Here is a 22,795-nt window from a genome sequence, read left to right as displayed (position 1 = left end):
ATCAGGCGGCGACGGGCTGGCGCAGGCGGGCGCGCAGGTCGCGGTGGATGGTGTCGGCCTTGGCGGCCATCTGGCTGAAGGAGGTGGCGCTGCCGATGCCGTGCCGCCATTCGGTGAGCCCGTCGAGGTAGATCCCGACCTCGCAGTCGTCGCCGGTGAGGGCGCGGTAGGCGCGGGTGACCTCGGGCCGGCCCTGCGCGTCCAGACGCAGGTGGGGGACGAACGCGGCGAGCTGGCGGGGGAGGGCGGCCTCGCGGTAGCCGGTGCAGACGATCACGACGTCGGCCTCGATCAGGCCGGCCCCGCCGGTGAACACCTCGGCGGTGCGCAGCAGCACCCGGCCGTCCGGGGCCCGCTCCACGTCGGTGACCTCGGTCCGCTTGTGCATGTGCAGGCGCTGCCGGCCGGTGAACCGGTCCTGGTAGACGGCCTGGTAGAGGGCGGTGGAGACGTCGGGGTCGACGGCCGCGTAGTTGGTGGCGCGGGCCTGGTCCAGGGCGCGTTCGCGCTGGTCGCCTTCGAGTCCGTAGAAGTAGTCGGTCTCGTCGGGGAAGTACACCTCGTTGCTGAAGTGGCCGAGCTCGTACATCCGGAAGCCCGCGTGGCGCACCACGGAGTGGATCTCGGCGTCCGGGTGCTGCGCGGCCAGGTGCAGGACGATCTCGCCCGCGGTCTGCCCGGCACCGATGACGGCGATGCTGCGCAGCGGCCGGTCGCCGAGGGCCGCCAGTCCCGGCAGCAGCTTGGAGGCGTGGAAGACCCGCTCGCCCAGGTGCGGGCGGAAGAGCTCCGGTACGTACGCCTCGTGGCCGGTGGCGAGCGCGACGTTGCGGCCCTCCACGGTGTGCAGGGAGCCGTCGCGGGTGTCCCGGGACAGGACGCGGGCGGTGCGGACGCGGCCGTCGGAGCCGGTGACGGGCTCGACGCCCAGCACCTCGCGGTGGTAGTCGACGGCGCCGCGGACCTGGGCGGCGGCCCACTGCACGTAGTCCGACCACTCCAGGCGGCTGACGTAGCCGCCCATCAGCGTGAACGGGTAGAAGCGGCCGCTCTGCTGGAGGTAGTGGGGGAAGGTGAAGCGGGAGCGGGCGTCGCGCGGGGTGGCGAAGTCGCGCAGGAAGTGGTGCTGGATGTCGGTGCCGGGCAGGACCAGGTTGGGCTGCCAGGCGGAGTCGGCGGCCCTCTCCAGGTAGCGGGCGGCCAGCGGGGCCGTACCGGTGGCGTCGTCGTGGTCCTCGACGGCGGCGGCGAGCGCGATCCCGGAGGGGCCGAAGCCGGCCACCACCAGGTCCTGGACGGTGGTGTCGTGCGTCGTCACAGGGCACCGCCGGTCGGCAGGTCGAGCGCGGCCAGGGCGGCGGTCAGGGACTCGCGGATGATCCGGCCGGCCTGGTCGATCTCGCGGGCCGAGCAGTTCAGCGGCGGCAGCATGCGCACGACGCAGTCGTCGCGGCCGCCGAGCTCGATGATCAGGCCGCGGCTGACGGCCTCCCATTGGACGCGCTTGGCGAGTGCGTCGGAGGGCAGCCCGGTAGCCGGGTCGGTCAGCTCGACGCCGGTCATCAGGCCGAGGCCGCGTACGTCGGCCACGTACGGGGTGACCTCGCGCAGGCCCTGGAGGTGGACCATCAGCTGGTCGGCGCGGGCCCGGACGTTCTCCAGGACGCGCTCGCGCTGGACGACCTTCATGGTGGCGACGCCGGCGGCGAAGGCGGGCTGGTTGCCGCGGAAGGTGCCGGAGTGGGCGCCGGGCTTCCAGACGTCGAGCTTCTCGTCGTAGAGGATCACGGAGGCGGGCAGGCCCATGCCGGACAGGGCCTTGGAGGCGCACACGACGTCGGGCTCGATGCCGTACTGCTCGAAGGCGAACCAGGTGCCGGTGCGGCCGCAGCCGCTCTGCACCTCGTCGACGATGAGCGGGATGCCGAGCCGCCGGGTGACCTCGCGGATCCGCTGGACGAACTCGACCTCGGCCGGGATGACCCCGCCCTCGCCCTGCACCAGCTCCATGATCACGGCGGCGGGCAGGGTGATCCCGCCGTTGACGTCGGTCAGCGCCTTCTCCAGGAACGCGGCGCAGTTGACCTGGCAGGCGTCCCGCTTGAGGCCGAGGGGGCAGTTGTGGCAGTTGGAGTACGGGAAGAAGTGCACGCCCGGCATCCGGCCGCGGACCGGTTCCTTCTGCTCGACGAGGCCGGTGACGCTCATCGCGGCCAGGGTCGCGCCGTGGAAGCCGCCCTGGAAGGTGATGATCTCCTCGCGGCCGGTGGCGGTCTTGCACAGCTTGAGGGCGGCGTCGACGGCGTTGGCTCCGGTCGGCCCGCAGAAGTGGATCCGGGTGCGCTCGCGCATCGGCTCCGGCAGCATCCCGATGGTCAGGTCGGTGAACTCGTCCTTGACCGGGGTGGGGAAGTCCAGCCCGTGCACGAACTCGTCGAGCTGGCGGTGCGCGGCGGCGAGCGGCTCGGGGTGGTTGTGGCCCAGGGACAGCACGCCGGCGCCGCTGAGGAAGTCGAGGAAGACGTTCCCGTCGAGGTCCTCGACGTACGAGCCGCGGCCGCGGCGGATCGCCATCGGCAGTTTGCGAGGGTAGGAGCGGGAGTTGGACTCGCGGCCGGCCTGCCGGTCCAGCAGCTCGGCACTGAGCGGCCCGGGCAGCGGGCCGTTGATCACGGGGGCCGTGTAGACCCGAGGGCCCGAGACCGGGGTGTCGATCGTGGCAGTCATGGGAAACGTGGACCTTTCCGGTCAGGCGGCGGCGAGTACGGCGCTGCGGTCGGTGGCGGCGGCGGTCAGGCGGGCGGTCAGGGCGTCGGTGAGGGTCGCGGCGCGCAGCGACAGGAGGCTGAAGGAGCCCGCGTCGCCGATGCCGTGGCTGGACTCGCACAGGCCGTTCAGGAACAGCGGAGGGGTCCCGTCGGCGACCGGTTCGAGCGCGTAGTCGGCGGACACCTGGAGACGGCCGTCCGGCTCGGTGGCGAAGAGCTTCGCGAGCGGGGCCATCAGCGGCGGGCACAGCTCCTCGTGCGTGCCGGGGCCCATGTTGCGGAAGCCGGTGGCGAGGACCGCGAAGTCGACGACCTCGCTGATCCGCTCGCCGGTGGTGCGCTCGACGAAGTCCAGGGCGATGCGGTCCCCGGTCTCCGGGGCCACGCCCACGGCCTCGTGGTTGCCGCGGACGAACACCTTCTGGTCGCCGTCGAGCTCCTGCTCGTAGATGGTCATGTAGAGGTCGCGCAGCACGTCTGCGTCGGCGGAGGAGTAGTTCGTGCCGTGCATGTACGCGTCGAGGGCCTTCTTGCCCTCGCGGGACGCCCGGAAGTAGTAGTCGGTGAACTCGGGGAAGTAGCCCTCCTCGCTGAACGGGCTGGTGTCCTTCAGCCGCAGCGAGTGCGAGCGCGTGTACGTGGTGACCTTGGTCCGCGGGAAGCGGCGGTGCAGGTCGAGGGCGAGCTCGACGGCGCTCTGGCTGCCGCCGATGACGGCCACCGACTCCGGGGCACGGCCCTCGCCGGCCAGCTCCGCCAGCTTCGGCAGGTACTGGGTCAGGTGGAAGATCCGCGGGGTGCGCAGCGTGTCGTACGGGGCCGGGACGTACGGGGTGCGGCCCGGGCCCATCACCAGCGTGCGGCCCAGGTAGCGGCTGCCCGACATGGTGGTGACCTCGTAGACGCGCTCGCCGTACTCCTCGACGACCTCGACGCGGGCCGCCCGCTGGTTGCAGTCGACCAGGTGGGAGAAGAAGCCGGCGGCCCAGCGGATGTAGCCCGCGTACTCCTTGCGGAGCGGGAACTCCGAGGGGAGGTTGAGGTGGCGCAGCAGCCGGCCCTGCTCGTGCAGGTAGTTCAGGAAGGTGTAGCGGCTGCGCGGATTGCGCAGGGTCACCAGGTCGCGGCTCGGGTGGTTCTGGATGTCGGAGCCGTCCAGCAGCATCCCGGGCTGCCACTCGGGGCTCGGGCGGGCCTCCAGGAAGCGGGCCGTGAGGGGCGACTCGCGCTCCTCCAGGGCGATGGCGAGGGCCAGGTTCGCCGGCCCGAAGCCGATGCCGAGGATGTCGTAGACGGGAGTCGTGCTGGCACTCATCGGGTGGTCTTCCTTGCCTTGACAGTGGTGAGGGTGGGATTTCCGTCGAAGTCGATGCGCAGGCCGGTGATCCGGCCGGCGGCGTGGACCCGCTGGTCGGTCCGGTACCAGAGCGGGATCAGCGCCAGGTCGGCCATCGCCGCGCGGTCCGCGCGGCGCCAGGCGTCGGCGCGCTCCGCCGGGTCCGTCGAGGCCCGGGCGCGTGCCAGCAGGGCGTCGAACTCCGGGTTCACGTACCGGCCTTCGTTGTCGCCGTGGGCCGTGCCCTCGGCGTCGGGCGCCGTGCACGAGGAGTGCAGCAGCGGGAAGAGCATGTTGTCGGGCGTGGGGTAGTCGCAGGCCCAGCCGGCCCGGCAGAAACCGGTCGCCGAGATCGAGGTCCGGTGGTCGACCAGCCCGCGGGCGTCGGTCCGCAGCAGATCGATCCGCCAGCCCAGGACCTCCTCCAGACCGCGGGCCAGCGCCTTGACCCAGTCGTCGTGCCCGGCACCGGTGTTGTACGCGAACTCGACGCGGCTGCCGGGCTCCAGACCCGCCCGCAGGGCCGCCGCACGCGCCCGCTGCGGGTCGTACCCCGACCAGCCGCTGTCCGGATCCGCGGCCGCCTCCGCGAGCGGGGTGTGGGCCTTGCCGAACCAGGGCGACAGCAGTGAGTGGGCCGCGCTGCGCCGCCCCTGGAAGTACGTGTCGATCAGAGCTTGGCGGTCGATGGCCGCGGACAGGGCCCGGCGGGCGTCCAGCGAGTCCATCGGCGCCTGGCGGCAGAACGGGATCAGGTAGAAGAGGCCGGCGCCCTCCTGCTCCAGGAAACCGTCGAGAGCGGCCGCCTCGGCGGTGCGCGCCGGGGGGATCCGGGCGTAGTCGTACACGCCGGCCAGGAAACGCTCGTACTCGTCGTCCAGGCCGGTCACCGCGTCGAGGACGTCGATGTGCACCTCGCGCACTTCGGGCGCGGGCCCCGCCCACAGGTCGTTGCGCTCCAGCCGGATCGCGGTCCCGTGCTCCCAGGGGCCGGCCATCTTGAAGGGGCCGTTGCCGACCGGCAGGTCGTTGTACGCCGGGTTCAGCGCCGGGCCGGCGCACTCCGGCACTGGGCTGAAGATCGGCTGGAGGGTCTTCAGGTCGAACTGCACGTCGGGCTCGGACAGCTCGACCACCAGCGTCGTGTCGTCGACCGCGGTGAAGGAGTGCACGCCCGCCAGGTGGTACGCGGTCTCCGTGTTGGCCTCGGGGTCCAGCGCCCGCGCCCAGCCGCGCACGAAGCTGTGCGCGGTGACCGGCTCCCCGTTGCTGAACACCGTCCCGGCGCGCAGCGTGAAGGTCCAGGTCGTGGCGGTCGGGTCGCTCTCCCAGGACCGGGCGGTGGCCGGGATCAGGACGCCGTCCTCGTCGAGGGCGAGGAGCCCGGTGAACAGGGCCTTGCAGACGAGGATCCCCTCCCCTTCCTGGGCCTTGTACGGGTCGATGGCGGTGGGCTCCGTGATTCCCATCCGGAACACGGGGTCGTTGGCGTGCACGTGGGGCTCTTTCCGCGTCGGTGGAGTGAAGGGGAGTCGGGTGAAGTGCCCGGCGGCAGGCGATGTTTCACGTGAAACATCGCCGCGGTCGGGGCGCGGCCGGTCAGGCTGCCGGTACGACGACCACGTCGAGCCGCTCGTCGAGGTCGGCGGCGATCCGCTCCACCCGGTCGATGTCGGCGGCGCTGCGGTAGGGCGCGGCCACTGCGAGCGAGCCGGCGATCTCGTACCAGCCCTCGGGGGCGCGCCGCAGCCGGTCGCCCGGCTTCGAGGCGGGGATGTACGAGCGGAAGTGCGGGGAGTGCGTGGCGTCGCCGGGGTTGTTGCGGACGAGGGTCCCCGTCCGGTACGCGAACTTGATGCAGGTGGCGGCGCGCGGGGCCGCGGCCCGCAGCACCTCGCGGTCCAGCAGCGTGGCGAGGGCCGCCGCGTCGTCCCCGGCGAGCACGGCCTTGGCGTAGAGCCGGACCGCGTCGATGCCGTGGACCTCGCGCAGGTTGCGGTAGTTCTGGCCGCCGCTCATCCGGGTGGCGAACTCCACGACCCGGTAGCGGCCCTCGGAGTCCTGCCGGAACTCGGCGTTGAACAGACAGTGCCGCACGCCCAGGCCCGCCACGATCCCCTCGGCGACCGCGACCAGCTCCGGCTCCTCCTCCGGCGTGCGGAAAGGGAGGGTGTAGAAGTCCTCCTCGAAGTACGGGCCGGGCATCTGCATCTTGTTGGTGACGCCCACCAGGTGGAACGCCCCGTCCAGGACCACCCCGTCGAGGGTGACCTCCTTGCCCGGCAGGAACTCCTCCAGCAGCGCGATCTCGGGACCGTCGCTCGGGAAGTAGCCGCCCCACTCCTCGGCGAGGCGGGCGACGTCCGTCAGCGCCCGCTCCAGCTCGGCGCGGTCGCGGACCAGGCTGACGCCGATGCTGGCGGCCAGCGCGCTCGGCTTGACGATGAACGGGTACGCGAACGCCTCCGCGGCGGCCAGCCCGGACTCGACGCCGTCGACGCCCGCGAACCTCGGTCCCGGCAGCCCGTGCCGCTCCAGGAAGGACCGCTGGAGCTGCTTGTCGCGGGAGATCAGGTCGGCCTCGGGGCGCGGCCAGGCGTGCCCGAGCAGCCGGTTGACGGTGGAGGTGACGGCGATGTCGCTGTCGTAGAAGGTGATCGCCGAGGTGATGCCGAGCCGGCGGGCCGCGGCGGCGCAGAACTCGGCGAGCTCCGTGCCCTCCAGCTCCTGCGGGATGGGCACGACGTTCGCGAACCGGCCGTCGTCCGAGGCCTGTGCGACCCGGGTCGCCAGGTGGATCTCCAGACCCATCCGCTCCAGGGTCTCGATGTGCTCGCGGTGCCACGCGTACGTGTTCCGCATGATCAGCAGGATCTTCATGACGCGGTCTTTCCATGGGAGACGGAGGGGGTGGTGGTGACGACGGTGACCTTCTCGGTGAGCCGCTCCGCGGTCGCGACGGCGGCCTCGGTGTCCGAGCCGGTGACCAGGACCTGACCGACCCGGTCCCAGTTGCCGCGCAGCTCCCCGACGCTGTCGCCGGGCCGCACGGTGGTCTCCACGTCGATGACGTCGGCGAGCGCCCGGGCCTCGTCCGCGCCCTGGACCTCCACGACCGTGCCCGGCTCGGCGGACAGGAAGCGGGTCGCCGCCGCGTGGCGGGGGACGGGGCGCTCGGTGAGCGCCGGGACCAGCCCGAACTGCCAGGCCACGATCCACTCTTCGAGGTCGATGCCGTAGGCGGAGTCCAGCAGGTCGAAGATCCGGTCGCCGCCCATCCGGTTGTGGCTCTCGATGATCTGCGGGCCCGTCGGGGACAGCCGCAGCTCGGTGTGCGCGGCTCCGTCGGTCAGGCCCATCGCATCCAGGAAGCGGGCGACGGCCTCCTCGATGCTCCGCTCGTCCGCCGGGTCGAGGCGGGCCGGCAGGGCGTGCCCGAGCTCGATGAACCCGCCGCCGGTGAGCTTCTCGGTCACCGCCAGGACGATGTGCCGCCCGGCGAACGAGAAGCTCTCGACGCTGTATTCGGGGCCGGAGATGTACTGCTCGGCGATGAACCGGCCGATGGTGAAGAACGAACCCCACTGGAGGTCGGTGCGGGCCCGCAGGGCCTCCACCCCGGCCCAGGCCTCGGCGGCCTGCTCCGGCCCGTCGATCCGTACGACGCCCAGGCTCGCGGTGGCGTCGGTCGGCTTGAGCACGAACGGGTAGCCGTGCTCGGCGCCGAACGCGGTCAGTGCCTCGGCGCCGTCGACCTCGGCGGCCGCCACCGACAGGGCCCGCACCTCAGCGGAGGGGGACGCGGCCAGGTGGCGGCGCATCGCGTGCTTGTCGCGCAGCAGCTCGGCGACTTCCTCGGAGGTGTTGCCGAGCCCCAGGTGGTCGCTGATCCGGCCGGCCGGGACCAGGCCCGGCTCGGTGATCGAGGCCACCCGTGTGAAGCCGTACGCCTGCTGCGCGGCCTCCACCAGCGGACGGGTGACGTCCCAGTCGGTGTAGTCGGCGATGAGGACGGCCTCGGCGAGCCGGGCGGCCTCGGGCACGAACTGGTCCTTGTGCTGGATCAGCACGAAGCGGATTCCGAGGGCAGCCGCCTTGCGCAGCGTCTGTATCCGTCCGCCGACGACGAGAAGGTTGTGTTCGGTCATGGCCAGAACTCTGCAGCAGAATTCCGGCCCGGAAAATGGATTCGGGCTGGCACAACCATGCCCGGCACGAATGACGCAGCAACCGCCCGGCAGCGATCTTGAAATGGGGGCCGGGCAGGAATGTGCCAGCCTCCTTTGTGCCAGCCCTCAGCTCTGGGCAGGGCCTTGACCGGCGGGTTTCATGGTGGACGCCACCTCATCCACGCTGCACCCCCCGATCGAGAAGGAGCCCCCCATGGCCGGCGAGGACCCCTTGCGCCGACGACTGCAAGACCTGCCCAGAAGCGCCTGGGTGATCTTCTCCGGAATGTTCCTCATCAAATTCGGCAATTTCCTGAACGTATTCCTCGTGCTCTTCCTGGTCGCCCAGGGATTCTCCGCATTCCAGGCCGGTGTGGCCCTCGGCGTGGTCGGAGTCGGCGCGTTCATCGGAAACGCCGTCGGCGGCACGGTCGCCGACCGCTTCGGCCGGCGCACCGCCATCGCCGTCTCCATGTTCGGCAGCAGCGCCGCCACCGCCCTCGTCCCGCTGACCCACGGACTGATCGCCACCACCGCGCTCGTCGGCCTCGTCGGCGTCTTCGCCCAGCTGTACCGGCCCGCGGCCGGCGCACTGCTCGTCGACGTGGTCCCCGAGGAGCAGCGCGTGACCGCCTTCGCCGTGCTGCGCCTCGCCATCAACGTCGGCATGGCGGTCGGCCCCCTCGTCGGCGGCCTGCTCAGCGGGGCCTCGTACACGTACGTCTTCCTCGGCGACGCGCTGTTCTCCTTCGCCTTCGGCGTGCTCGCCCTGTGCACGCTGCCCGGCGGTCTCCCCGACACGCAGGCCGGTGCCGCAGCCGGGGCCACCAAGGGCAAGGGCGGCTACCGCGAGGTGCTCTCCGACCGCCCGTACCTGCTCTTCCTCGGCTCGATGGTCGCCGCGACCTTCGTCTACGGCCAGTCCACCGCGACCCTGCCGCTGCACGTGACCGACGCGGGCTTCGGCAACAAGGTCTACGGCCTGCTGCTCGGCCTCAACGCCCTGCTCTGCGTGGTCATCGAACTCCCGCTCACCAAGCACACCGAGCGCCGCAACCCGCGCCGGGTGATCGCCGCCGGGCTGGCCCTGCTGGGCATCGGCATGGCCCTCACGGGAGCGGCGCAGGCGGTCTGGCTGCTCGCCCTGACCGTGGTGGTGTGGACGGTCGCCGAGACGGTCTACACCCCGATCGCCAACGCGTACCCGGCCGAGTTCTCACCGGCCCACCTGCGCGGCCGCTACCAGGGGGCCGAGGGCATCGCCCACACCCTCGGCGGCGCCCTCGGACCGGCCGTCGGCGGCCTCCTCTACAGCATCTCGCCGTCGCTGCACTGGACGGCCTGCGCGGCCGTCGCCGGCCTCGGCGCCCTGCTGATCCTGGGCGCCAACCCCGGCAACCGCGGGGAGGCGAACACTCCGCAGCCCACCGAAACCCCCGAACCCGTGTCAGCCACCTGACCCTCCCCCCGCACCCGGTGCCGAGCCCCGAAAGCCGCCACCGAGCCTCTTCCCACCCCGCCGCCACCGAGCCACGTCCCCCGCCGCGGCCGAGGCACTCCCACCCCCGCCGCGGCCGAGCCCCTTCCCCCCTGGCGGTCACCAAGGCACTCCCACCCCCGCCGCGGCCGAGGCACTTCCGACCCCGGCGCCACCGAGCCTCTGCCCCCCCCTGACGGTCACCAAGGCAGTCCACCCCCGGCGGACGCCCAGGCACTTTCAGCCCCGCCGGCGTTTGAGGCGCGGGGGTACGGGGGCGGAGCCCCCGAGAAGCCCGCGCGCAGCGACCCCGACCCCGCCCACCGCAACCGCGACCCGCATTCCAGCCCCGAAAGGCAACCCACATGACCACCAGCACCGCACAGGCCAGCGCCAGCGTCCACCGCATCGACATCCCCTCCGCCACCGAGGACCCCGCCGCGTACGTGGCCGCCCTCCTCGAAGTCGCGGGCGACCGCGACGCGTTCGACGTCCTCGCCAAGACCCCCGTCTGGGCCGCGCAGCTCTTCGCCGACCTGCCGACCGACCTCGCCGAGACCGTCCCCGAGCCGGGCGAGTGGCCCGCCGCCTTCATCGTCGGCCACCTCTTCGACGTCGACATCGTCTACGGCTTCCGCTGGCGCCTGGTGGCCACCGAGGACAACCCCGTCTACCCCGGCTACGACGAGCAGCTGTGGGCCCCGCTGCCCCGGCTCCCCTTCCGCCAGATGCTCGACGCCTGGACCGGCCTGCGCGCCTCCAACGTCGCGCTCCTCGCCGCGCTCACGCCCGAAGACCGGCAGCGCACCGGCCGCCACGGCGAGCAGGGCGGCGAAACGATGGAGGTCATGATCCGCAAGGTCATCGGCCACGACATCGCGCACATCAACCAGATCTACCGGGCCATCCGCCTCGTCCGCGAGGCCGCCGGCCTCGACGTCGCCGAGCTCGACGCCACGTACACATCGCTGGGCCTGCGCTAGGCCGTGCGCGTCGGTTCACCCGCCCGGCGTCCGACCGGCCGCCCCCGTCCCGGCCCCGGCCGCCCCCGCCCGGGGAACCCGGCCCGCCTGGGCGGCGGGCTTCGGGCAGGCCGTCCCCGTGATGCTCGGCTACGTGCCGGTCGCCTTCGCCTTCGGCGTGTTGGGCCACACCGCCGGCCTGCCGTGGTGGGCGATGGTCGCCATGTCGGCCTTCGTGTACGGCGGTTCCTCGCAGTTCGCGGCCCTGCAGCTGCTGGCCGTCGGCGCCGCCCCGTACGCCATCGTCCTGACCACCTTCGTGGTCAACCTGCGCCATCTGCTGCTGTCCGCCGCGATCGCGCCGCGGCTCGCCGGATGGCGCCGCCGCGAGCAGGCGCTCTTCGCGTACGAACTCACCGACGAGGCCTTCGCCGTCCACTCCGCCCAGTACGCGGACCGCGCGGAGCGCCCCAAGGCCGAGGTCTTCACCTTCAACACCGCCGTGCACGCCTCCTGGGTGGCGGGCACGCTCCTGGGCGTGCTGGCCGGGGACCTGGTCACGGACGTGCAGGCGCTGGGCCTCGACTACGCCCTGCCCGCCATGTTCATGGCCCTGCTGGCCGCCGGGATCATCGCCGACCGGCGCGGGCTCGTCGTCGCCGTCGTCGCGGGCGGCGGGGCGGTGGGCCTGACCCTGCTCGGCCTCCAGTACTGGGCCGTCCTGGTGGCGGCGGCCGTCGCGGCCACCTTCGGTCTGGCCATCGCGCCCCGTGAGGACCCCACGGACGTCGCGGCCGACGGCCCGGACCCCCGCGACGCGCAAGGAGCAACGGGCTGATGAGCCACCTCACCCTCGCCCTGACCATCGCAGGCATGGCGGCCGTCACGTTCGGCCCCCGCCTGGTGCCCACCCTCTTCCTCGCGGCGGCCGCCCTGCCACGGCCCGTCGTGGTCTGGCTGCGGCAGGTGCCGCCCGCGGTGATCGCCGCCCTACTCACCCCGTCGCTGTTCGCACCGGCCGGCACGCTGGACCTCGGCCCCGGCAACTACTGCCTCTGGCTGGCCGTGCCGACCCTGCTGCTGGCCTGGCGCACGCGGAACTTCTACCTGACGATCGCCTTCGGTATCGGTTCCCTGGCCCTGCTCCGCCTGCTCATGGGCTGATGCCGACCGTCTTACCACCGTTCTGTACGCCCCTGACCTGCGGAAACGTCCGCCCTGGAGGTGGCGGGAAGGTTAATTGGCGCAAGCCCTCCCCTTGATGACGTAGAGTTGTGTTTACCGACGCGGGGTGGAGCAGCTCGGTAGCTCGCTGGGCTCATAACCCAGAGGTCGCAGGTTCAAATCCTGTCCCCGCTACTCAGTACGAAGGCCCGGTTCCCTTGGGAACCGGGCCTTCGTCGTTCCCCACCGCGCCCTCACCCGATTAGCCCGGGCCGGGTCGCCGTAGGTCGCCACTGCCGCCAGCCTTGAGGGGCGATGCGGGGCGGCCCGCACCCGCGTGAGGGACCGGCAGGAGAGCAGCGTGGCGCGGCTGGGGCGGCAGGGCGGCGACGAGTACGCGCAGGACACCGTCAGCGGTACGGCCCGCACGGTGGTCCGGTTGCTCCCGGCCGGGCTGATCGCGGTCGGCCTGGCCTTCGACCTGATGACCCCGCCCAGCTACACCGGATCCCCCTTCTTCTCGGCGGCACCGCTGGTCGCCGCCCCGGTGTCCTCGTTGCGGGGCACGGTCGTCACCGGTGTGCTGGCCTCCCTCGCCGTGCTCCTGCTGCACGTCCTGAACGGCACCGTCTGGAAGGTCGAGGCGCTGACCGAGTTGGTGACCGTGATGACCGTCTCCGGGCTCGCGGTCCTGATCAACCGGGTCGTACGGCGCAGCGGCGAGCGGCTCGCCTCGGCGCGCGGGATCGCGGAGGCCGCCCAGCGCGCCGTGCTGCCGACGCCCGCCGAGCGCATCGCCGGGCTGCACGTCTGCGCCCGGTACGAGGCCGCACAGGCCGACGCCTTCATCGGCGGGGACCTGTACGCCGTACAGGAGACCCCGTACGGAGTGCGATTGGCGGTGGGGGACGTACGGGGCAAGGGGCTGGAGGCGGTGGAGGCCGTGGCGGTGGTCCTCGGGGCCTTCCGGGAGGCGGCCGAGACGGAGCCGACGCTGGAGGGCGTGGCGCAGCGGCTGGAGCGGGCGCTGACCCGCGAGGGCACCCGCCGCGACAGCCTGGACTCGGTGGAGGGCTTCACGACCTGCGTGCTCGGCGAGATCTTGACGGGCGCGGGGGTATTGCGCCTGGTCAACCGTGGCCACCCCGAGCCGCTGCTGCTGCACGCCGACGGGCGCCTGGCGGTCCTCGCCCCGGCGGAGCCCGCGCTGCCGCTCGGGATGGGGGAGCTCTCCGGGGCGTGGGCGGACCGCGTCGAGGAGTGGGCCTTCCCGGCCGGCGCCACCCTGCTCCTGTTCACGGACGGGCTGACCGAGGCCCGCGATGCGGCGGGGGCCTTCTACGATCCGGCGGTGCGGCTGAGCGGCCGGGTCTTCCCCGGGCCCGGCGAGCTGCTCGGTGCACTCAGCAGCGATGTGCGCCGACACACGGGCGGCGGGGCGACGGACGACATGGCACTGCTCGCGGTGGGCCGGCCGGGCGCGGGCGAGCCGCAGCGACGGCGGACCGTACCGGTGGTCGCCACGTAACCGTGCGTAAGCGAACTGGTGCGCTCTGCAAGGTTTATGACGCCACGTCAAGAGGTGGGCGTGGCTGGAGAGATGTGGATCTTGCTTTATTTTTGCCCGGGTTGATCCGTTAATGTGGCATTAGTGATGGCCAAGGCTGCGCAGAGGGTGGCTGATTGCCGTTAACGATCAATCGCAACAGCTTGGAATCACTCCCCTCCGTCTATTACCGTTCGATAACGCAGCGCGGTCGTCCAAGCCGTCGCAAGAGACGGCGCCGTGCGCGTGCGCGTCCCCCTGAGGAGTGTGGCCCGGTGGCCTCCAACTCGCCTGCCCCCGAAGGCATAGAGCTCCAAGAAGCACCCACCGCGGGCGCCTGGGGCGAGTGGAACCCCACCGAAGACTCGGCCCGCCCGCCCCGCGGCAAGCACCGGGTCGTCAAGCAGCGCGGGGGACTTGCCCGCAGCTCCACCGTGCTCGGTGTCGGCGTCATCGCGGCCGTCGGTGCGGGTGGCATCGCCACCGCCCAGGACCGGCCCCAAGTCGCCATCTCCATGCCCTCGTTGCCTGACCTGCCCGACTTGCCCGACTTCGGCGTCGGCGGCGGGGGGCACGCGCAGGCCGGTCACTCCGCCGCGGGTGCCGGGGCCTCCGGCGAATCGGCGGGCATCATCGCGCAGCAGGCGGGGCGGCCTGCCGACGCGGGCGCCACCCTGGTCGGCCGCATCCTCCAGCAGGCCGAGTCCCAGGAGACCGCCGCCGAGGCCCAGACCCGGGCGCAGGCCGAGCGCGCCGCGCAGGAGGCCGCCGCCGCGGAGGCCAAAGCCAAACGGGAGGCCGCCCAAAAGGAGGCCGACGACGCCCGCCTGGCCGCCGAGAAGCAGGCCAAGGAGGTTCAGGCGGCCGCCGACGCCAAGGCCGAGCAGGAGCGGACCGCCAAGCCGGCCGGCTCCTACTCCCTGCCCACCTCCGCCTACACCCTCACCTCGCACTACGGCGACGCCGGTTCCATGTGGTCCTCCGGCCACCACACCGGGCTCGACTTCGCCGCCCCGACCGGCACCCCCGTCAAGGCCGTCGCCGCCGGGAAGATCGCCTCGGCCGGCTGGTCCGGCGCGTACGGCTACCGGATCGTGCTGGAGCTCGAAGACGGCACGGAGATCTGGTACTGCCACCTGTCCTCGATGTCGGTGACCTCCGGCTCGGTCGGCGCCGGCGACACCATCGGCCGCGTCGGCGCCACCGGCAACGTCACCGGACCCCATCTCCACCTGGAAGTACGCATCGGCGGCTCGACATCGGACCCGCTGGCGTGGCTTGAGTCCAAGGGCCTGAGCGTCTAGCGGGCGGTACGGACACCAGCTCCAGGGGTTCCAGCGGTTCGCGCGGTCCCCAGGGGGCCGGCCGCGGCGGAAGGAGCTCCTCCAGGACCGCGGCCCGGGCCAGGGCCGGCCCCGCCGTCGCCTTGCGCAGCCACATCCGGCGCAGCAGCTCCCGCTCCCGGCAGGCGAAATCAGGCTCTCCCGCCGGGCCGCTGTGCTTGGCCCGGTGCCGCAGCAGGGCCAGGGCGGCCGCGTCCGCCTCGTACAGGGCGACCGCCCGGCCCGCCGCCCGGCCGCCGGTGCTCCGGGCCAGGGCGCGGGCCAGGGAACGGGCCGGCATCGACACCAGCGCCGCCACCTCCGCCGGCCGCAACCAGCCCGCGGCCGCGTACACCGCCAGCTCCCCGGCGACGGCCCGCAGCCGGCGCCTCCTTATCAGCACGGCCAGCCCCAGCAGCAGCCCGAACACCGGGACCATCACGCAGCCGTAGACCACGTAGAAGCCGTACTCCCCGAACCGCGAGGAACTGTTCCACAGCGCGTGCAAGCCCATCGCGGCCAGCAGTCCGAGCAGCGGAAGCCCCACCCGGCGCAACCGGCCCGCGCCGAGTGCGGCCGCACCGAAACCGAGCCCGGTGAGCACCGTGAACAGCGGATGCGCGAACGGCGACACCACGATCCGCACGAAGAACGTCGCTGCCGTCACCGAGTCCAGCGCCGCGGCACCGCTCTGCACGTCCTCGCCGAAGGCGTTGCCGAGATAGAGGACGTTCTCGGTGCACGCGAAGCCGGTCGCGGTGAACCCGGCCACCACGAACCCGTCCGCGGGACCGGTGAACTGGCGTCTTCGGAACACGAACACCAGCAGCAGCGCCGCGGCCTTGGCGCTCTCTTCGACCACCGGGGCGATCGCCACCGAACCGAGGCGGTCGGCCGCCGAGGCGTCGGCGGTGGCCGCCGTTATCCACTCGGTGGCGAAGTTGTTGGCCAGTATCGAGATCAGGGCCGCGGTGCAGGCGCCCCAGCCGAAGCAGAACAGCAACTGCGCCCACGGCCGGGGCGCGGCCCGGCCGAGCCACCGGAAGGCCGCCATGAGCGGCGGCACCGGCAGCACGGCCAGCCCGAGGCCGACGAAGAACCCCGCGGTACCCGTCTGCTCCCGCACGAGTTCGAGGATCGCCAGCCCCGACAGCGACAGCACGGCGAGCACGCACGCACGGACACCAGGGAGCGCTCGGGACACACGATGACTCTAGCGAGCCGCTCTGACACGCGGAGTGAGGAAAGTGGTTGTCTACTCGTTCGGGCGGCGGGCGAACAACAGGTCGTGTACGACGTGTCCCTTGTCGAGACCCTGGCCCTCGAAACGGGTCAGCGGCCGGAAGTCCGGCCGCGGCGCGTAGCCGCCGTCCGCCAGGGTGTTCTCGAACTCCGGGTGGGCGGTGAGCACTTCGAGCATCTGCTCGGCGTATGGCTCCCAGTCGGTCGCGCAGTGCAGTACGGCACCGGGAGCCAGGCGGGTCGCGGCCAGGTCGAGGAACTCGGGCTGGATCAGCCGCCGCTTGTGGTGGCGAGCCTTGGGCCACGGGTCCGGGAAGTACACGCGGAGCCCGGCGAGGGAGGCCGGCGGCAGCATCTCGCGCAGCAGGATGATGGCGTCGCCGTTGGCGACGCGCACGTTGGTCATCCCGCCGCGCTCGGCGAGCGCGAGCAGGTTCCCCTGGCCGGGGGTGTGCACGTCGACGGCGAGGATCCCGGTCGCGGGGTCGGCGGCGGCCATCTGCGCGGTGGCCTCACCCATCCCGAAGCCGATCTCCAGGACGACGGGCAGTCCGTCGAACATCCGGTCGAGATCGATGACGGAGTTCCCGTCGATGTCGAGCCCCCAGGTCCCCCAGAGCCGCTTCAGGGCTTCGCCCTGCCCGGTGGTCACCCGGCTGCGCCGCGGCTGGAAGCTCCGGATCCGCCGCTCGTGGTGCGAGCCGGCCGGATCGGGGGAGGGCCCGTCGGGGAAACGGGGCTCGGTCCGCCACTTCGGGGGCACGTAGGAGTTCGCCTCCGGCACGGCTTCCGGGACGCTGGGCTGGGGGTTAAGGGACTCAGACACAATCCCCGGATTCTACGCCGCACCCCGCCACCCCCACCCCAGCCGAACCCGTAGCCCGCGCCTCCAGCCCCACCGTGCTTCCGGGGCCCGTCCAGCCCCGCCGCCGATCGAGGCGGGGGGGGCAGGGGCGGAGCCCCTGGGAACGGCGGAAGGGTGGGCAGGGGACACGGCCCGCACCGCGCCCGCCCGCACCGCGCCCGGCCGCCCCCGCCCGGCGGAACCCGGTGCGGCAGGGGCCCGGGACTACGACGCGCGGAGGGTCGTCAGGGCGCGGCGCGCGATCTCGCGACCGATCGGCAGCGAAGCAGTGGCCGCGGGCGACGGCGCGTTCAGTACGTGCACCGCCCGCGCCCCCTCCTTGATCAGGAAGTCGTCCACCAGCGTCCCGTCCCGCAGGACGGCCTGCGCCCGGACCCCGGAGCCCGCCGGGGTCAGGTCCGTGGACGAAACCCCCGGCAGCAGCCTGCGCACCGCCTCCGTGAAGGCCTGCTTGGACAGGGACCGGTGGATCTCGCCCGCCCCGTACCGCCAGTGCCGCCGGGCCATCCGCCAGGACCCCGGCCAGGCCAGCTCGTCCGCGACGTCCCGCGGCCGGACCACGCCCCAGCCGTATCCCTCGCGGGCCAGCGCCGGCACCGCGTTGGGCCCGACGTGGACGCCGCCGCCGATGCCCCGCGTGAGGTGTACGCCGAGGAAGGGGAACGCCGGATCGGGGACCGGGTAGACCAGCCCCCGGACCAGTGAGGGCCGCGCCAGGTCGTAGTACTCCCCGCGGAACGGCACGATCCGCATGCCCGGGTCGTCCCCGGCCAGCCGCGCGATCCGGTCGCACTGCAGGCCCGCGCAGTTCACCAGCACCCGCGCCCGCACCACGAGCCCCGCGGTCGTCCGCACCGCGACCCCGCTCGCCCGCCGCGAGATCAGGTCTACCGCCCCGCCGTAGACGATCTCTGCCCCCGAGGACTCCGCGAGCTGCCGCGCCACCTGCCCGTAGTCCACGATCCCGGTGGTTCCGACGTGGATCGCGGCCAGGCCGCGCACCTCCGGCTCGTACTCCGAGATCTGCGCGGGGCCGAGCTCGCGCACCGGGATGCCGTTCTCCCGGCCCCGCTGCACCAGCGCGTGCAGCCGGGGCAGCTCGTCCCGCCCGGTGGCGACGATCAGTTTCCCGGTGACCTCGTGGTCGATCCCGTGCTCGGCGCAGAACTTCACCATTTCGGCGGCTCCGCGCACCGCGAAGCGCGCCTTGAGCGACCCCGGCCGGTAGTAGATCCCGCTGTGGATCACCCCGCTGTTGCGGCCCGTCTGGTGGCGGGCAGGGCCGGACTCCTTCTCCAGCACCACCACCCGCGTCCCCGGGGCCAGCTGCGCCAGGGCATGCGCCGTCGACAGGCCGACGATGCCACCACCGATCACCAGCACATCGCAGTCCACCCTGCCCACACTGCCCATGCCGCCGCCCAAGCTGCCACCTCCCACCCCTGCATACTGCACCCCGCCACTGACAAAGGGGCTACGCGGGGGCCACCAACAGCGGCCGTGCCCGCTCGCGCAGCTCCGCCACGCGCGGCTCGTCCCCGTACGGTTCGAGCCGGTGCAGCAGGTCCCGTACGTACTCGGTCGTCCGCGCCGAGGAGATCCGGCCCGCGACCTCCACCGCCCGGGTGCCGGCCGCGCACGCCGCATCCAGATTGCCCGACTCCAGCTCGGCGACCGCGCTCACCACCAGCCGCAGCCCGTGCGAGCGCACGTACTCCTCCGTCGGCCGCGACAGCGCCTGCTCGGTGAAGCGCCGCACCTGCCGGGGGAGTTTGAGGTCCCGGTAGCATTCCGCCGCATCCGCCGCGAAGCGGTCGTACGAGTAGAAACCCAGCCAGGTCGGATCCGGATCGCCCGCCCGCGCCCGCTCCAGCCAGCCCTCCGCCGCCCGCAGCGCCGCCCCGGCCGCCGCCGAATCGCCCGCCTTCGCGTGCGCCCGCGCCTCGACGAGCCGGAAGAAGCTCATGGTGCGCGCGGTGGCCAGGCCACGGTTGCGCTCCACGGCGGCCTGCGCGAGGTCCACGCCCTCGTCCGGGAAGTCCCGGTACGTCGCCTGCAGCGACATGGACGCCAACACGTAACCGCCGAGCGGTACGTCCGCGGCGGCGCGGGCCAGCCTCAACGCCTGGATGTAGTAGCGCTGGGCCGCCTCCTGCTGGCCGGTGTCGAAGGCCATCCAGCCGGCCAGCCGGGTCAGTTCGGCGGTCGCCCCGAACAGTGCGCGGCCCACCTCGTCGCTGTACGAGCCGAGCAGCAGCGGCGCCGCGTCGACGCGCAGGCATTCCGGCACCATCGACGAACGCCAGTCCCCGCCGCCGTACTTGGAGTCCCAGCGGCGCGCGTCCTCGGCCGCCTCGCGCAGCTTGGTCACATCGCTGTGGCCCACGCGCTGCGGCGACGGGTCGTGCAGTCCCATGACGGCGGCCGGCAACGCGGGCGCGGGCGGGGCGTGCGGAGCGTGCGGCGTTTCGCCCGAAGACTGCGCGGGCAGACCCGTTGACGACGACGAAGCCGGCGACGCCGTCGGACCCTGCGCCGGGGCCGCGGGCGACGCCGTGTCCGCCACCGGCTCGCGCGACGCCACGGTCTCGCGGGACGCGGCGGGCTCGCGCGCCACCGAACCGTCCGCCGGAGATATCAGCCAGCGCGAGGCGGGCGTGGCATACGCGGACACGGCGAAGGAGCCCGCGAGCGACTGCCAGATCCCGCCACCGCCCCTGCGGCCGGCGAGGTCGAGCCGGTACAGATCGGTGGCCGAGCGCACCGCCTCGCCCACGTCCCGCGGGAAGGCCAGGCCGACCTCGGGCGCCGGGTCCGCGTCCGCCAGCCCGATCTCGTGCAGCGGTACCGGCCGCCCCAGCTTCGTGCCGATCGCGGCGGCGATCAGATGCGGGGCCGCGCCCTGCGGCACCATCCCCTTCGACACCCACCGGGCCACCGAGGTCTTGTCGTAGCGAAGCGTCAGGCCGCGCTGTGCGCCGAGGTCGTTGACGCGCCGGGCCAGTCCGGCGTTGCTGATGCCGGCGAGGGCGAGGACGGCGCCGAGCTTCTCGTTGGGCTCGCGGAGCTCCCTGGACATGCGCCACCCCTCGTCACACGCGGAACGCACACAACGCATACGCCGCCGAGGCATAGTTGCCCGGCATTTCGTAAACCCAGCGTAGTTCCCCGCCTCCCAAGCGTTAAGGCCCCGACTTCCGTATGGCGGGATTGTTGTCCGCCCGCACAGTCGGGCAGGGGCCCGCGCCGCAGGCGCACGCCCCCTTTCGTGCTCCGTGCGTGTGGCCGTGCGCCCGCCCGTGCGCTCTGGCCGGTCAGCGGGCCCGGCGATTCGATGTGCCGTGCGTGGGTCGGCCCGCTGCGTGGATCCGGCGGGCCGGGGGATGCCGCCGCCCCAATCCCCGCGGGTGGCGGAACGGTTCGGGGGGCGGGTCCCGCCCCTCGGGCCGCGCCCGCGGGCCGCCGCGGTCGGGCGCCCCAGGGCGCGCGACGGCACTCAGTACGGCTTCAGTACGGCCTCAGTACGGCCGAAGAATGGCCGAAACCGACCTATGGGGCGGTGGGAACGGAACGCCAAATACCGCGTGACCGAGGCGTGTTCGTTTGCACGTGCGCCCTCCTTGGACACTCCCGTGCGCCTGTCTCGTGGCAGCATGGACCCCGAGCCACCCGGGGCCCCGGCGGCCGCGCCCTTCGCGCTGACCACACCGTTCGTGCCCCGGTCAATTGCCCACGGGCTGGGGAGGCGGCGGTGCGCTGGTTGGTGGGGTGGAGCAGTATCGCCGCGAGCTTCGGCACGGCCGGCCGCGTCCACGGCCAGGGCGGATCCGGCGCCGACGGGCCCCTGAGCGGCGGCATCGCGGACGCCGACCACCCGGACGACCCGGCAGCCCAGGACGCCGAACGCACCGTCGTGCCGGTCGGCGCCCAACTGCTCTGGGGAGACCCCGACCCCCTCTGGGCCGTCGGCGACTGGCGCCCCGACGAGATCCGCACCCTCGCCGCCGACCCCGCCGACGCCTTCACCCGGCTCGCCGTCCTCGGCTGCTGCGGCGCAACCGACGCCGAACTGCGCAGCGCCCTCCTCGCAGCCCGCGGCGGAGCCCTGCGCCACCTCACCCAGTGGTCCGGCAGCTACACCGCCGTCGTCCAGACCGGCCGCAGGATCACCGTCGTCGGCGACCTCGCGGGCGCGCGGCCCGTCTTCTACACCCCCTGGGCCGGCGGGACCGCGTACGCCACCGCCGCACTGCCCCTCGCCGACCTCATCGAGGCACAGCTCGACATCGGCCACCTCGCCGCCCTGCTCGCCTGCCCCGACAGCCCGGAAGCACTGGGCGACGGCACACCGTACGTCGGCGTACGGCGCATCCCGCCCGGGCACGCGCTGATCCTGCGCGAGGGCTCCCGCGAGATCACCGGGTACGAACCGGTGGCCTCCCTCGCGGTGGCGGCCCCCGCGGCCGATCCCGAGCGCGCGGTGGAGGGCGTACGCGAAGCGTTGGTGAATGCGGTGCGCGCCCGGCTCACGGCGCCGCGGCATGCCCCCGACACGCTGCCCCACGACCCCGGCCCGGTGCCAGGAATGGGCCCCGCCGACCGGCGCGCGGCCCGGGGCGCGCCCGCGCCCGCACCCGGCGTCGGCGCCGACCTCTCCGGAGGCAGCGCCTCCGCGACCCTCGCACTGCTCGCCGCCGGCCTCCCCGGCGCACCCGGCACGATCGTCAACCGCACAGGCGAACGCCTCCTCGCCGTCACCTTCAACGACCTGGCCACCCCCCACGGCCGCGAAGCCGAACTCGAACGCGCCCGCGCCATCGCTGCCAACCCCCGCCTGCACCACGTGGTCGTCGCCGCCGCCGAGGAAGCCCTCCCGTACGCGGAACTCGACGGACCCCTCACCGACGAACCCGGCCCCTCCCTGGTCACCGCCGCCCGCGAGCGGCGCCGGCTGGCGGCCGGCTCGGCGGACCACTTCGTTGGCCACGGCGCCCGTCAGGTCCTCGACGCGCACCCGGCCCGCCTCGCCGACCTCCTGATGGACCGCCGCCGACGCCACCTGCTGCGCCCGGTCGCCGCCCTGGCCCGCTCCGCCCCGGGCGACTCCGCCCTGTCCCTCCTGGTCCCGTTCTCCGTCTACTCCGCCGCCCGCCGGCTCGCCCGTACCCCGTACCGCGCGGGCATGGAGGCCGCGGCGGCCCGACTGCGCGAAGGGGCCGTCGCGGGCGGCGCCTCGAACCCGGTCGACGCCTCACTGGCCGCCCTGACCTGGTCCCGCCCCGGACCGGCGGCGGCCTGGCTGACCGGCGAAGCCCTGGCGGAAGTATCGATCCGCCTCGGGACCGCCGCGGGCCGCCCCCCGCTCTCGCTGCGCCCCGGCGAGGCCCGGGCCCGCGCAGCGCTGACCCGCCACGCGGCGGACCACCGGGTCTTCGAACAGGCCGTGGAGGTCCGTAGCCAGCGGCTGCACGCCCCGTTCCTCGACAACCAGGTCGTACGCGCCGCCCGGGCCCTCCCGGAATCCCTGCGGGTCCAGCCGGGCGCGCGGGCCGCGATCCTGCGCACGGTGCTGTCCTCGGCGGGCGTACGCGAACTCCCGCCCGGCTGGGGCGCCCCCGCCCACACCCCGAACGAGACGGCCACCCGCGTCGGCCTGCGCACGGCGCTCACCTCCCTCCTGGCCCTGTTCACCGCCCCCTTGTTGGCCGACGCCGGCCTGATCGAGGCCCGGGTGGTCCAACAGGCCCTGCTGGACGCGGCGGAGGGCCACCCGATCCCGCTGGACGGCCTCGCGGAACTCGTCTCGATGGAACTGTGGCTCGGCCGCCTCCTCGCCCGCCGCGGCACCTGCTGGACGGGCACCTCCACCCCCCGCCGCCGAGCAGTCCCCCAAGGCGTCCCCACCCGCCGCCCGGCCCTCTCCTAACCCGCTCCCCCCACCCGC

Annotated in this window: 17 protein-coding genes and 1 tRNA gene; 8 read left to right on the top strand and 10 right to left on the bottom strand. The window is 73.3% G+C overall.

Annotated elements, in window-relative coordinates; translation table 11 throughout:
* Window position 1: 1 nt before the first annotated feature.
* From OHA65_RS18130 to OHA65_RS18105, 6 genes are all read right to left on the bottom strand, one after another.
* Window positions 2-1,318: a SidA/IucD/PvdA family monooxygenase gene (locus OHA65_RS18130; protein ID WP_327284139.1), complete on the bottom strand. Its 1,317-nt coding sequence runs from the start codon at window positions 1,316-1,318 to the stop codon at window positions 2-4.
* Window positions 1,315-2,727, bottom strand: coding sequence for a diaminobutyrate--2-oxoglutarate transaminase family protein (locus tag OHA65_RS18125; protein WP_328763148.1), 1,413 nt, complete (start codon window positions 2,725-2,727; stop codon window positions 1,315-1,317). The genes OHA65_RS18130 and OHA65_RS18125 overlap by 4 nt, the downstream gene beginning before the upstream one ends.
* 21 nt (window positions 2,728-2,748) lie before the next feature.
* Window positions 2,749-4,083 (bottom strand): SidA/IucD/PvdA family monooxygenase, encoded by a 1,335-nt coding sequence (locus OHA65_RS18120; RefSeq protein WP_328763147.1) that lies wholly within the window; start codon window positions 4,081-4,083, stop codon window positions 2,749-2,751.
* Complete coding sequence (locus OHA65_RS18115) at window positions 4,080-5,600, bottom strand: ABC transporter substrate-binding protein (protein WP_405762142.1); 1,521 nt, start codon at window positions 5,598-5,600, stop codon at window positions 4,080-4,082. The genes OHA65_RS18120 and OHA65_RS18115 overlap by 4 nt, the downstream gene beginning before the upstream one ends.
* A gap of 103 nt (window positions 5,601-5,703) precedes the next feature.
* Window positions 5,704-6,984: an ATP-grasp domain-containing protein gene (locus OHA65_RS18110; RefSeq protein ID WP_328763145.1), complete on the bottom strand. Its 1,281-nt coding sequence runs from the start codon at window positions 6,982-6,984 to the stop codon at window positions 5,704-5,706.
* Window positions 6,981-8,252, bottom strand: coding sequence for an ATP-grasp domain-containing protein (locus tag OHA65_RS18105; protein ID WP_328763144.1), 1,272 nt, complete (start codon window positions 8,250-8,252; stop codon window positions 6,981-6,983). The genes OHA65_RS18110 and OHA65_RS18105 overlap by 4 nt, the downstream gene beginning before the upstream one ends.
* A gap of 235 nt (window positions 8,253-8,487) precedes the next feature.
* Between OHA65_RS18105 and OHA65_RS18100 the strand changes: the two genes are divergently transcribed.
* The 7 genes from OHA65_RS18100 to OHA65_RS18070 all read left to right on the top strand — a co-directional run bounded on the left by OHA65_RS18100 (window position 8,488) and on the right by OHA65_RS18070 (window position 14,726).
* Window positions 8,488-9,732, top strand: coding sequence for an MFS transporter (locus tag OHA65_RS18100; RefSeq protein WP_328763143.1), 1,245 nt, complete (start codon window positions 8,488-8,490; stop codon window positions 9,730-9,732).
* A 383-nt stretch (window positions 9,733-10,115) separates the two neighbouring features.
* The gene (locus OHA65_RS18095; protein WP_405762141.1) at window positions 10,116-10,733 is read left to right on the top strand and encodes a DinB family protein; all 618 of its coding nucleotides are present in this window, start codon (window positions 10,116-10,118) and stop codon (window positions 10,731-10,733) included.
* A gap of 121 nt (window positions 10,734-10,854) precedes the next feature.
* Window positions 10,855-11,550, top strand: coding sequence for an AzlC family ABC transporter permease (locus OHA65_RS18090; RefSeq protein WP_327284131.1), 696 nt, complete (start codon window positions 10,855-10,857; stop codon window positions 11,548-11,550).
* Window positions 11,550-11,876 (top strand): AzlD domain-containing protein, encoded by a 327-nt coding sequence (locus tag OHA65_RS18085; protein ID WP_405762139.1) that lies wholly within the window; start codon window positions 11,550-11,552, stop codon window positions 11,874-11,876. The genes OHA65_RS18090 and OHA65_RS18085 overlap by 1 nt, the downstream gene beginning before the upstream one ends.
* Window positions 11,877-11,997: 121 nt before the next feature.
* Window positions 11,998-12,071, top strand: a tRNA-Met gene (locus tag OHA65_RS18080).
* 175 nt (window positions 12,072-12,246) lie between these two features.
* Window positions 12,247-13,404 (top strand): PP2C family protein-serine/threonine phosphatase, encoded by a 1,158-nt coding sequence (locus tag OHA65_RS18075; RefSeq protein ID WP_405763421.1) that lies wholly within the window; start codon window positions 12,247-12,249, stop codon window positions 13,402-13,404.
* Window positions 13,405-13,697: 293 nt separating this feature from the next.
* Entirely contained in the window at window positions 13,698-14,726 is a 1,029-nt protein-coding gene (locus tag OHA65_RS18070; RefSeq protein WP_327284127.1) for a M23 family metallopeptidase, read from the top strand.
* Here the strand turns inward: OHA65_RS18070 and OHA65_RS18065 are convergent.
* The 4 genes from OHA65_RS18065 to OHA65_RS18050 form a co-directional block, all read right to left on the bottom strand.
* Entirely contained in the window at window positions 14,635-15,948 is a 1,314-nt protein-coding gene (locus OHA65_RS18065) for a PrsW family intramembrane metalloprotease (protein WP_327284125.1), read from the bottom strand. The two genes, OHA65_RS18070 and OHA65_RS18065, sit on opposite strands and share 92 nt — an antisense overlap.
* 51 nt (window positions 15,949-15,999) lie before the next feature.
* Window positions 16,000-16,812: a tRNA (guanosine(46)-N7)-methyltransferase TrmB gene (gene trmB, locus OHA65_RS18060; RefSeq protein ID WP_371643986.1), complete on the bottom strand. Its 813-nt coding sequence runs from the start codon at window positions 16,810-16,812 to the stop codon at window positions 16,000-16,002.
* A 243-nt stretch (window positions 16,813-17,055) separates the two neighbouring features.
* Window positions 17,056-18,264 (bottom strand): L-2-hydroxyglutarate oxidase, encoded by a 1,209-nt coding sequence (lhgO, locus tag OHA65_RS18055; protein WP_327285704.1) that lies wholly within the window; start codon window positions 18,262-18,264, stop codon window positions 17,056-17,058.
* Between the two features lie 61 nt (window positions 18,265-18,325).
* Window positions 18,326-19,930, bottom strand: coding sequence for a sporulation protein (locus tag OHA65_RS18050; protein ID WP_327284124.1), 1,605 nt, complete (start codon window positions 19,928-19,930; stop codon window positions 18,326-18,328).
* A gap of 672 nt (window positions 19,931-20,602) precedes the next feature.
* Here OHA65_RS18050 and OHA65_RS18045 point away from each other — a divergent pair.
* Window positions 20,603-22,777: an asparagine synthase-related protein gene (locus OHA65_RS18045; RefSeq protein WP_405762137.1), complete on the top strand. Its 2,175-nt coding sequence runs from the start codon at window positions 20,603-20,605 to the stop codon at window positions 22,775-22,777.
* The last annotated feature ends 18 nt before the right edge of the window (window positions 22,778-22,795 follow it).

It is taken from the genome of Streptomyces sp. NBC_00045, from assembly GCF_045041095.1.
In the GTDB taxonomy this organism is placed as follows: domain Bacteria; phylum Actinomycetota; class Actinomycetes; order Streptomycetales; family Streptomycetaceae; genus Streptomyces.
This window is presented reverse-complemented; position numbering and strand designations above follow the sequence as displayed.